The sequence below is a fragment of the Paraflavitalea soli genome (assembly GCF_003555545.1).
Lineage (GTDB): Bacteria > Bacteroidota > Bacteroidia > Chitinophagales > Chitinophagaceae > Paraflavitalea > Paraflavitalea soli.
The window spans coordinates 1508749-1521224 of record NZ_CP032157.1; the positions used below are offsets into that span (position 1 = coordinate 1508749).

Consider the following 12476-nt stretch of genomic DNA (forward strand, 5'->3'; position numbering starts at 1 on the left):
ATTAAGGATTACAGAATGATAATATAGTTGGTTGCGAATAAACTACCTGATATAAACACGCCTTGTTTCACTCTCGGTTACCCCGCCCTGGCCATCTTCCACCATCACCTTCCAGAAATAGGCCTTGCCCTGTTGAACTTCCTTCACTTCTTTTGTCAACTCTGCCTGACCTGCCTGGTCTCCATGGCTCCTCAGCCACCAGGCAACGATCAATACGGCCAGCAGGAGCAATGTCAATAATGCCAGCAGACCCCGTCTCTTTTTCATCAGCGTAAAATATAAGAGCAGGAATACCAGCAGGATGAGACCAGCCAGCCAATATAAAAGGCTTCCACCCACTAAGCCGGCGGTGGAAGAGGAGGGGAGAGCCTGCGCTTTGTTGAGATCAGGCAGTTCATTCACCGGCCACACATACAGGCTATAGCTAAGCGCATCCCCATCTTTATCTGTTGTTTTATTCCATTTGAAACCTACCGGTGTGGTGCTTACACTATCGAAGTCTGCCGGGTAAATAAGCGTAGGCGCATCCGGCGCATTGTTGCGGTTGATCTTATCTGCCAGTAAATAGGTTCTGGCAAAAGTGGAGTCTCCTGTTGCCATCAGGTCTTTGATGGCATCCTCTCGGTGGTCAGCCGCGGTAATGCCGGCAGCCAGTTGTTCTGCCACCTGCCGTGTAAAAGGAGCACGTGGCTTTATATCGCCTGTCTGCCCCGGCACTTTACAGGATTGTGCGTTATTGCCGCCGGGCCATCCTTCTACACCAAACGATTTGGTAGATGTGCCGGGTGCATAATCAAACAGGCTGGTAGAATCCGTTACCCGCCAGGCATTGCCAAATTTGAAATACAGATCGTTGTATCGCTGGGTCAGGTCACGCGGCATTGGTCCCATCGAATTGCCATCGGGAAGAGCTGGCAGCCAACTGCCGGGTGCAATAGCCCCCATCAATCCCATGGTGGCCCTTATCTTCCTGGTATCAAGGTTCAGGTACCATACCTTATAATGATCCCACCAGCCTGGCGTAATGACCAGTACGGTACCTCCTGTGGCTTCTACCTGTATGCCGCCTGGAGCGCTGGTAGGCATAATGCGCCCGTCAATTCCCAGGGAAATACCGGTTCGCGTGATGGACACCAGTTTACCGTCTACCCGCAATTGCATACCCGAAGGGTCAGGTTCCTCTTTGATATTGGGCTGATAGGTGATGCGATGGCTGCCCGCTTTAATAGCAATAGCTGTATTCAGGCTTACGCAACTGGTCAGCCCTGTATGGTCATTAGGCCCCAAAGGGCCATTTGTTTCTACAGGTGTATGCCGCGCTTGCACTTGCAGGTTCTCGCCGCTTAATAGTATATATTCTCCCGCAGCCTGGAAATCATAACTCACTCCGTCAACAGTCTTGATATGCGGGTCTCCGTTGGTATATGGTTTTGAGCCCTCTATCCACCGGCGGATCGTTTCAATATCTGTTTTGGCCAATGAAGGTCCTCCACAGGGCATCATGCCTGAGGGACATTCTTCACTCGTGCGTGTAATACGCTGGTAGAGGGGCGTTAGCAGACTGGCTCCAAAAGAGGAGGCAATAAGATGGGAATTAGCCAGGCGGGGACTTGCGCCGGGAGTTCCTGTTCCCATGGGATTTTCATTCTCTGTAAAATTTACAGCCGTCCCGTAATTGCTATAAGGAGGGTAGTCCAGTCCGCCATGGCACTCAATACAGGCTTTATTAAAGATCCTTTGTACGTCTGTAAAAGTAGGCACCTGTGTTGCCATTGGCAAAGCGGCCAGCGTGCTGTTCACAGCCCCTATCAGCTGGGTTTCATCGTTGGCGTTCGTTAACCCTGCAACCGGCCGGTACCGTGGATCTGCCGGGTTGTCAAGACTGGGTCTCAACTCCATATCGAACACATTGATATAGGTATTAAATCCATTGGCAAACGTATAGGTCCTTGAACGGCCGCGCACGCCCATCGACCATTTATCTACCGACACACCCAGCGGTTGCAGGAAATAGCGGAACAAGGTCAGTTTGTCGAGGCTCGCAGCATAGTTCTCCTGGTCAACATATTTACCGCCCATGTCCGTTACATCCGCCGTTCCCAGGTCAATAGGCCTCCGGAATACATCCTGTCTTATTCTGCTCATGGTGACAGCAGTGCCTGCGGTTGTATTGCTGCCATACTGTTGTATCAGTCCACCTGTTGGCACCGTCTCGAGCACACTGAGGTACAGATCACCCGTACGATCCAGGTTTATTTTCTGGATATCCGCCCGCCGGCGTGGTGGGCTTTCTGTTCTTGCCTTTGTATTATTATAAATTTCATTGATCGTGTTTGCATTCCGGTCATTAAAGAAACTAAGATCTATAGAGAGGGGTACAGTACTCACAATAGTCGAATGCGTCGCATCCAGGTGAATAAAGCCTTTGGCGATTGCCAGCGCTATGGGTCGTACATCGATGGGGAAATTACTTGTGGCAAACCGGTGATTGATCAATTCATCCGATATGCGTTTTTGATTGAGCGTGCCGTCAAGACCACCCAGCAGATCAAAAAACTGAATGCCTCTTCCCTCTACAGCCAGTCCAGTCGTTACTACATCGCCGGAATGACGAAGCGTAACGTAAGCCCCGCCATTGATCAGAGCTGTGGCTGCGCCGGCGCCAGGCGCATTGTCGAAATTATAGTTGGAAGTAGTGCTCGTACCATCGCCCACAGGAGCAGGTTCTGTAAATACAGGGGGAACAATATCGAAGGCAAAATTGATATGGCCATCATTGATGCCGCCTACTGTACGGGTGATGGCATCAGAAGCAGGCACACCGGGCGGCTGCAGTTGTAATTGCTCAATAAGACCTCGTACTGAATCATTGGTGCGCCAGTTCCACAGGTTAAATATTTTGCGGAAAGCTGCTGCTTCTACTGATCCATTATAAATACGGTCGCGGTTAAAAGCCAACATGCCGCCCCAGCTATCATTGGGATCCCAGTTCGGTTTGTTCTTGAACTTCACCGTACCCGGAACAATGCCTGTAGTGCCCGGGAATGTAGACAGGTTGATAATATTATTGGTAGAGTGGCATTTGCCACATTTACTGTCATCTGGTGATACCATCCGCTCTCTGGGCGGCACCACGCCCCGCTGATCGATATGGGCCAGTATGATCTCATGGAAGCGAAAGTTCTTTTGCCCTTCGTCCCACTGCATATATTCAATCGCTTTCGGATCGGAACCAGGATAAGATTCATGCACCACCTGGCCGATAGAAAATACATACCGCGCATCTGCACTCGGCAACAGCAGGCGCGGAAATTCAGCTGTGCCTGTTTGAAGGCTCTCCGAACGTGTCATTAAGATCCAGTTCTGCTTAAATTCATCCGGCAGGGCTTTTAAGAAAAGGGCGGGCGTATTGACATGCAGGTTAGCATTGAGGTAATTTTGAATCCCCGTGGGCGTGAAATCTGAGATCAACGGGATCGGCGTAGAAAGATCAAAAACGGCCCGCACAGAAGCGTTCGCGCCCAGCGTTACCGTAGTGGGATTCGTGGAGCCTGTAACATCTCCTTCCCATCTTACGAATACAGAACCCGGATCATTTGTTGCGGTAAGTGTTATCGGGTTTGTCGATTCAAAGGTCCCGTCACAACTGCCCCCGCAATTGAGGCCTGTTGAAGTAGTGACCACTCCTGAGCCCGTACCCATTTTCATGATCCGGATGGTGATCGGTGGGGGAGGGCCCGCAAATATTACACAGGTTACCAGCACAATAATACAGAGTAGGGTTACCTTGTAAATAGGAGAAATGCTCCGGGGTAAGCCTGCATGCAATGATGTTGCTTTCTTCATAGTTTAGCTTTTGAATAACCGGTACCTGATCTCACAGGTAGCCGGAATACCCGGTTTGTACAACCAGGTATATAGATTGTATTCCCCGGCAAAATGCCCGGGTCGTCATAGTTTGCAATGACAGGGACGTTTGGTTGGCCTTAACCGGAAACTCAATTTCGGAGGTGCGGAATTGCAGACAATCAATACGGTACGATGAAATAGTACGGCTAAAAAGGAAAGACTACTGATCTGAGGCCTTGAATGTAAGAGAATGTGCTCGTGAGGCCACATTTCCGGGCAAAAAGAAAGGGTTCTGAATTGATGGATGAACTTGTTCTCAATAAAGATAGTAATATGTCAGATCAATGCCAATACCACAATAGTGGTATATTATCTCAGCAACATGACCACCCCTTTGCGGTACACCGTACCGCAGGTGGTAACTGCTTTCACCTGGTACACATAACCGCCATTCGGTTGCAATGTCCCTTTATAATAGCCGTTCCAGCAGGAGGAGGCATTGGTGGCTGAGAATACCCGCTCTCCCCAGCGGTTAAAAACTTCAAATTGTAAGGAAGTTACACGGCCCCAGTATTTTAAGCCAAAACAATCATTGTTGCCATCATTATTGGGAGTAAAAGCTGATGCCATATTATATTGCTGCTTGTCGGGCTGGAAATTGACCGCCACAAATACCGAATCTTTTCTTATACAGCCATGCTGGTCTGTTGCCTGCACATAATAAGTGGTAGGCACCAATGGAGTAACTACTGGATCTGCTGCTGTAAGCTGGGTGATGCCTGGAATGGCATCCCACACATAGGTACTGGCGCCCCGCACATGTAAGATCGCCTGGCTATTGGCGCAGCCCACGTCGTTTGAACTTGTTACTGTAATGCGTGGCAATGGGTTCACCGTTACCGGAATATTCAGAATTGCCGTACCCTGACAGGTATTTTCTTTGATCGTCACTCCATAATTCGTAGAAGTGGCCGGATGCACCAAGAGTGAATTCACATTAGTGGCCAGGTTACTGGTACCCGATGACCATGTATATTCATCTCCACCCGAGGCTTGTAATATTATCGTATCACCTGCACAGATAGTGCCTTTGTTGGCGGATGCTGCAAAAGAGGATATTGAACGCACATTGATGGTAACAGAATCTTTGCTATGGCAGCCATTCGTTCCTTTAACCTCCACCAGGTACTTTGTGTTTACAGCCGGACCGGCCACCGGGTTACTGATGGCGGCATCACTAAGCCCCTGTTGTGGCCGCCAGTTGTAAGAGGCTGCCCCGGGAGCAAAGGCCGACAGCTGGGTAGTGGCCCCCGGGCAGATCACAGCAGCTGCACTCATCGTGATCACTGGCTTTGCCTTCGTCATTATGTCAACCGTGTCTTTCGCCTCACATCCCTGCGGATTCGAGCCCGTCACAATATACCTGATGGCGTTTGCCGGTGTAGCAATAGGGTTTGCAATTTGCGGGTCGCTCAGGTATACAGTAGTATTCCATTGATATTGGATGGCGCCTGTAGCCTGTAAAGACACAGGCTCTCCTGCACAAACGGTAGTATCTCCAATGGTGTTTACATCCATCGTGCACCAGGCTGCCGAAGCAATAAAGTGATCTTCCACTTCTCCATCACGGGCAAATCCAGTAGCCTGCGAGGCCAGGCCGGCATCGGAACCCAACCGCAAGCGGAAGCCATAACCTGCCGCCGTACCGGGAGATAAATAAGCAGGCAGTCCTGTCCAGGTGAGCGTAGCTGCAATAGCATTGGGCAAAACAGTCAGCGTAACGGCCTCTCCCGTACCAAATACACCATTCCTGTCATAGTCAAACCAACCTGTTAGGTAAGCGTTTTGCCCTGTTGTATTGTGTACCGGCACCTGTACCTGATACGTGCCCGATCCGTCATAGATGGGGAACATGGAGCTGCTTTCTTCATCCACGCCCGAAGCATTGTCATCCAGTGTTTCGCTGCCATCGGCATCAGGTGGAGTGCTGCCAATATATAAACCATCAAACCTGCTGACCGATGGGAGCGGCGCCAGGTAATTACAGCTATTGTTCACACTGTATGATATACGGTGGTGTGCACTTCCATAGGAGGCGGGCAGGTCGCCGCGGTCTACCGGCGCCATCAGCCCAAAGGTGATCCCCATACTTCCGTTGGTCCCGTTTCGCTCAAACGCTACACCCAGGGTCAGGTCTCCGGTATTTGCTTCAGTTGCCAGCATGGGGTTTTGCCCCAGCAATGAAGCCCCTCCATACGTCTCAGCAAGGGACACCGCCTGTGTATTACATCCCGTTACCGGGTTCGTTGTTTGCGTTGAGTTGCGGAAGAAATCGATCGTCTGCCAGTTGCTTCCGTTTGTAGTGAGCTTAGTAACCTCAAAAGGGGTGCTTGCCTCCGCATCAGCCGTCACAAAGGTAAAGGCCACAGGAGCGCCTGCCCGGGAGGCCGTTACCCGCATCGTAAAGCGGCAATCAGCTGCAATAAGACTACTGTATAAAGCAGGTTGTATAGATGGATCGCTAAAATTGTACAATAAATGGAAGATGGCTCCCCGCCAGGTATTCATGACCCAGGGAACAGGTACTGCAGGTGAAACTTGTGAAAAGCGGACAGTGATCGATAATCCATCTGTTGTAGTAAAAGTTCGGGTGGCTCCATCTGAAATCGTAAAGCCAGCCCAGTTAAACCACCATATCTCGTTACGAAGATTGCCGGTACCCTGGTCGGCATATTGGGCTAAAGAACTGAAAGTAGAATAGGACAACACCATGGCTAAAACGAAGAACCTCATCATGCATTGGGTGCCGGATTTTAAAGGGGTGGGCACGAAGCTTCCAAAATAGAAAAAATAATGGAATATCCTGCAAGATCACTGATACATATAATTGTTATATATATTATTGATATATACAAATTAAAACCACGACGAGGTAGCTTCGTTGATCTCCTTCCGCAACTCTGATAATTTAAGCGCATAAGCCTGCAGCTTTTGCTCCTCCTCTGTTTGCGGCACCCAGGCCGGTACAGGCACCGTCTTACCGTCGGCATCCACCGCCGCAAACACGATCACACAATGCGTGGTCTTTGTTTCTACCTTCGTCATGGGGTTGATCGCTTTAATATCCACTGCAATATGCATACTGCTCCTGCCTGTATAAATGATCCGTGCCTGCACTTCTACAATATCCCCAATATGGATCGGATTGATGAACCGGATGCCACCCACATATACGGTTACACAATACTGGCTGCTCCAGTTTACGGCACAGGTATAGGCCGTTTGGTCTATCCATTTCATCACTGCGCCGCCATGCACCTTGCCGCCAAAATTTACATCCGAAGGCTGACTCAAAAAACGAAACTTAACAATGGGATCTGTCATGTATGCTCCTGTTTGAAGGCGTAAGGTATAAAAAAAGGGCCTGATGCCCATATACGGTCCTATCAGGATCAATGACGGCCTTGTAATGTCGGGTTTGTACAAGTATCTCAGGTCGTATATCTGATTTTTCAGTCGTTCGTCTTTAATATTCCTGCAGCAGGAATATCTACCTGGAAATTACTCTATTTTCGGGACCGCCTAAAACAACTGCCCGATATGAAAGAAAAGTTCCACCCGCTGCTGGTACTTTTAGTATGCCTATGCATACAAGCAAAAAGCCAGACCCTCCTCCCTGCCAACACGATCATCACACAAAACTTTAATGGTATCGGAGCCTCCGGCACAGCCGCCTTGCCGGCCGACTGGAAGTTCTCAGGTGCGGGCAATGGTGCTGCCGCTACCTGGGCCGGTATCAATACAGTGGCTACTACCCAGGGAGCCTCCGGCGGCACACCTGTTGCCGGCGGCGCTTATAACTGGGGCACCGCAGCAGGCGCCGACAGAAGCATCGGATTTATGACCAGTGCTTCCTATGCTGCTCCCAATGCCATCATGGCTTACTACCGTAATACGACCGGGACTACAGTAACAACAGTTACCATCAGTTATTCTGTAGAGCGCTACCGGGTAAATACCGGCGCTTGCAGCCTGGCTTTCTTTTCTTCTATCAATGGCAGTACCTGGACCGCACAGAATGCAGGTGATATTTCTGCCGGTGTGTTCCTGCCCGGTGGCAGCAGTTATACCTTTAGCAATCCCCAGGCTGTGACGAAAACCGTAGTGATCACAGGTCTTTCCATCGCCAACAATGCAGATATCTATTTTCGCTGGGTATTTACCACTACCGGCACCACTACCTCCCAGGGCATTGGGTTGGATGATGTGGCTGTATTCGCTGGCAGCGCAACGCCGGTGATGTCGGCCGATCTGAACGTTGCCCTGACTGGTGATGTCACCAGCGATGGACAAGCGAATGCAGGAGATAAACTCACCTACACCGCCACCATTAAAAATTCCGGCAGCGGCGCTGTTGCGGGTGTAAACTATTCCAATACCATACCCACCAATACAACGCTCACCGGAACCATCAAAACCTCCGCACTGGCCCGGGACGACCAATATACTACCCCTGCGAATACGATCCTTAATGGCAGTACTGTACTGGCCAATGATTTTGGTGTGCCTGCAGTGACCGTGGTATCTTTTGGCGCCATCGGCAATCCGGTCACCCTGGCCAATGGTTCCAATACCACCCCTACGGAGGGAGGGGGCACCGTGTTGATGAATGTCAATGGCACTTTTACCTATACACCTGCTGCCGGCTTTACGGGTGTAGACCGGTTTGCCTATATAGCCAGCTCCGGTACCCAGCCCGACAATGACGCCATCGTTTCCATCACCGTGGGGTCCGCGGTCAATGCGGTCAATGACAGTTATTCAGTGATTGGCAATGTGAGCATCACCCTGGCGGCTGGCGCCGGCATCCTGTCCAACGACCCGGGTGATAATAAAGCATTGCTCTCTGTAAACGGTAGTGCTGCCAATATAGGCGGCCCCATTACTACAGCACAGGGCGGTACACTTACCGTGAACGCAAATGGAAGTTTCACGTACGATCCTCCTGCCGGTTATGAAGGCAGTGATCAATTTACCTATAGCATTGACAATGCATTTGCAGCACCTGCCACTGCTACCGTTACACTCAATATCAGTGGCATGATCTGGTTTGTAAACAATAATGTAGGTACTAATGGCAGTGGAAAGCTGAGCTCACCTTTTAATTCGCTCAACAATTTTCAGGCAGTAAACAATGGGACCGGTAACAATCCTGCCGCCAATGACAATATTTTCCTGTATGAAAGTGGCACCAGCTATGATGGTTCTGTTACCTTGCTCAACGGGCAAAAACTCATCGGGCAAGATGCTGCTGCTACCCTGGCCACTATTACAGGCCTTTCGGTACCTTCTTATTCAGCCGCTTTACCGGTAACTGATAATGGCAACGCTACCCTGGTGACCCTGGTAGCCACCACTGCTGCCACCAATCCCATCAACCTTATTGCTGCAGCCTCTAATACCATCCGTGGATTCACCATTGGTAATAACACCGGTAGTGGCATCAGCGGAACAGGTTTTGGCACCCTCACCGTAGCAGAGGTGGCAAAAAATGGTACCGGCAATGCCATCACCGTAAACGGAGGCACCATCAATGGTACCTTTACCAATATTACCACCACCAGTGGAACAGTGCCTCTGTCATTCACCAATATCAGCGGCGCCCTTACAGTTAATGCCGGAAGTATTTCGGGCAACACGGGAACGGGCTTGCTTATCTCCGGATCAGCCGGCAATTTCACCTTCACCAATTTGCCCATTACCAACCCTGGTGGTACTGCTTTCCAGGTAGCTGGGGGCAATGGTACCATTGCACATGCAGGTACTATTTCCAAGAACAATGCCGGGCGGCTGCTGGATCTCCAGTCCCGTACCGGTGGCAGTATTACCATCAGTGGTAATCTTTCTTCTACCAGTACCTCAACGGGTATCCTTGTTCAGAATAATACCGGAGGTTCCATTACCCTCAGCGGCAGCTCCAAAGTGCTGAATACCGGGGCCTCAACACCGCTTACCATCCAAACCAATACAGGCGCTGTCGTTAATATTACAGGTGGCCTGGCGCTTACTTCCACTACCGCTATGGCCATGAACGTAAGCGGAGGTGGCACGGTTACTGTTACGGGAACCGGCAATACCATTTCCAATGGTAATGGCGGCGCCCTCTCCGTGGTCAATACAACCATTGGTGCAGGCAATTTAAACTTTCAAAGCATTGCATCCAATGGGGCCATCAATGGCATCCTGCTCAATAATACAGGTGCCGGAGGCCTGGTGGTGACCGGTACGGGAACGGCGGGCACCGGTGGTACTATCCAGAATTGTACACAACGGGGTGCACGCTTTATTTTGGCTTCCAATATATCTCTCTCCTATATGACCTTCACCGGCAATGGAACCGCCAACATCGATGCGGCAGCTACCGCAGGAGATGCCTTAAATGGTACCAACACCAATGTCGCCGCAGGCATTGATCTCCAAACGGTAAGCGGCTTCTCTGCCTCCAATGTAACCATCACCGGCGGTGCACAGATGGGTCTGAATGGTAAAGGTGTTTCCAATTTGGTGCTGACTAATTGTTCCGTGCAAAATACAGGCGATGAAGTTCTGGAAGACGGGGTACAACTGGTGAATCTGTCGGGCACCTGCACAGTAACCAACTCTTCTTTTACCGGCAATTTCCACCGCCAGTTTGAAGTACAGAACAGCACCGGTAACCTCAACCTCAGCATGACGGGCTGTACGTTCGACCACCTTAGCTATGTTTCCACGGGGGGCCAGGGCATGCTGCTGGTAGGGCATACCTCTGCCGTCATTGTGGCTTCCATTAAGTCCTCCCTCTTTAAGAACAATTTTGGGACCGCCTTCACGGGCCAGGTTATTAACAATGGTAATGTCACTATTACCCTGGGCAGTAACGGACTTGCCAATATCCCCGCCGAAGGAAATACCTTCACCGATAATTCAGGGGCCATCCAGATGCTGAGCGACAATGCAGGGGCATTGAATTACGGCATCGGCAATAATGGGATCACCGTTTCTGCGGTGGTGACTTCCGGTTTTACGCCTGTCACCTTCCGCAAAGGCACCAATGCTACCGGCTTTGTAGGTGGCACATTCGGGTTCAATACTATTGGTAATGCTGCTGTTGCTAATTCCGGTACCAATGCTGCTGGTATAAACGGGCTAAGCATTACCAACGAAGGATTGAGCGGAGGAATGAATATAACCGTGAGTAATAATACCATCCAGCGCGTTTCTCAAAGAGGAATGGAAGTGTTGTTGCAGCTCAACGACAATCTCAATGTAGCCGTGCTCAACAATACCTTCCAAAATCCCAACCCTTCCGCTGTACCAGGTAACAGGGTCGGTCATGCTATCTTCATGCAATCGGGTACCGATGCAGCGGACGCGGGCACGCTTTGCGCAGAAATACAAAACAATAGCATCAGTGGCGCCTGGGATGATATTACCTCAGGCAATATTCGCGTGCGCATGTTTCCTACAGGGGGCAGTGACAAATTCAGGATAAGGAACCTGGCAACCGGTACAGCCGCAGCCGTGGTTACGTTCCTGAATACTACCAATGCAGGTGCAGTGGCATCAGCTACCACACCCACAGCCTATCTCACAGGAGCTGCTGCCTGTTTCTGATCTTCAAACCTTAAAAACACGGGAAAAATGAACAACAATATATTCTTACCACGTATAACTAAAATGACCGGTCTGCTGGCAGCCATGCTAGGTAGTCAGGCCCTTGTTGCACAAATGAATCCTTTATCGCTGGGTACTATCCAGGCCGGCGACAGTGTGGTCATCGTATACGATGTAAACATCAATAATCCATTGCCGCCCGGTACCCTGCAGATCAGTAACCAGGGATCCCTGAGTGGGGCTGGCTTTGCCACCTTCCTGACCAACTATCCCGGCACAGCCACAGCCAATGATGCCACCATCACCCTGCTGAATGTAGCTCTCCCCATGAAGCTGATCAGCTTTACAGCCCAGGAAAAGAACAATACCATTGTGCTGAATTGGAAAGCAACTGCTGAATCACAGCTCAGGCGCTACGAGGTAGAAAGAAGTGTTGATGGCAGGAACTTTACAAAGATAGGAGAGGTGGCTGCCCGCAATGCTGCCGGCGCCATTGCTTATTCATTGGTGGATCAGTCGCCCAATAACGGGAGTAATTATTACCGGCTGCGTGTGGAAGACCTCGATGGTGCTGCCGAATATTCACAGATACTCCGCTTAACCCTGCACAACGGCGGACAGGTGATCGCTATCTATCCCAATCCCGTGATCAATTCCTCTTTTGTCCTGCAATTCTCCCATGTGCCGCAGGACGATTATCGCCTGGAAGTATACAACAGTATCGGTAGCCGCGTGTTTAGTCAGTCCATCAAACATCCGGGCAGGTCATCCACCCAAACTATCCAAATGGGAACTGTAGCACCAGGGATCTATCATATAGCCATCAGGGGAGCCAACCTCAGCTTTTCAAAAACCGTAACGGTGCAATAATAATAGCACTCATCAAAATATAGTATTCTAACATTGCACGCTGTAAGAAAAAGACCGCCTCATTATTGTTGAGACGGTCTTTTGTATTTTGCGCATAGCTCAAA

5 protein-coding genes are annotated in these 12476 nt (G+C 50.2%); 2 read left to right on the forward strand and 3 right to left on the reverse strand.

The genetic code is table 11. From position 1 onward, the window contains the following. Window positions 1–42: 42 nt before the first annotated feature. The 3 genes from D3H65_RS05710 to D3H65_RS05720 all read right to left on the reverse strand — a co-directional run bounded on the left by D3H65_RS05710 (window position 43) and on the right by D3H65_RS05720 (window position 7233). Entirely contained in the window at window positions 43–3846 is a 3804-nt protein-coding gene (locus D3H65_RS05710; protein WP_119049341.1) for an InlB B-repeat-containing protein, read from the reverse strand. 372 nt (window positions 3847–4218) lie between these two features. Then, window positions 4219–6645 carry a CshA/CshB family fibrillar adhesin-related protein gene (locus tag D3H65_RS05715; protein ID WP_119049342.1) on the reverse strand — a complete coding sequence of 809 codons (2427 nt, stop codon included), beginning with the start codon at window positions 6643–6645 and terminating at the stop codon, window positions 4219–4221. A gap of 120 nt (window positions 6646–6765) precedes the next feature. After that, a complete protein-coding gene (locus D3H65_RS05720) occupies window positions 6766–7233 on the reverse strand; it encodes an acyl-CoA thioesterase (RefSeq protein ID WP_119054405.1) in 468 nt (155 codons plus the stop codon). Window positions 7234–7449: 216 nt separating this feature from the next. Here D3H65_RS05720 and D3H65_RS05725 point away from each other — a divergent pair, with 216 nt between their 5' ends. Both D3H65_RS05725 and D3H65_RS05730 read left to right on the forward strand, forming a co-directional pair. Continuing rightward, window positions 7450–11502, forward strand: a complete 4053-nt coding sequence (locus D3H65_RS05725) for a beta strand repeat-containing protein (protein WP_119049343.1) — start codon at window positions 7450–7452, stop codon at window positions 11500–11502. 27 nt (window positions 11503–11529) lie between these two features. Next, window positions 11530–12372 (forward strand): T9SS type A sorting domain-containing protein, encoded by an 843-nt coding sequence (locus D3H65_RS05730; RefSeq protein ID WP_119049344.1) that lies wholly within the window; start codon window positions 11530–11532, stop codon window positions 12370–12372. Window positions 12373–12476: the final 104 nt, after the last annotated feature.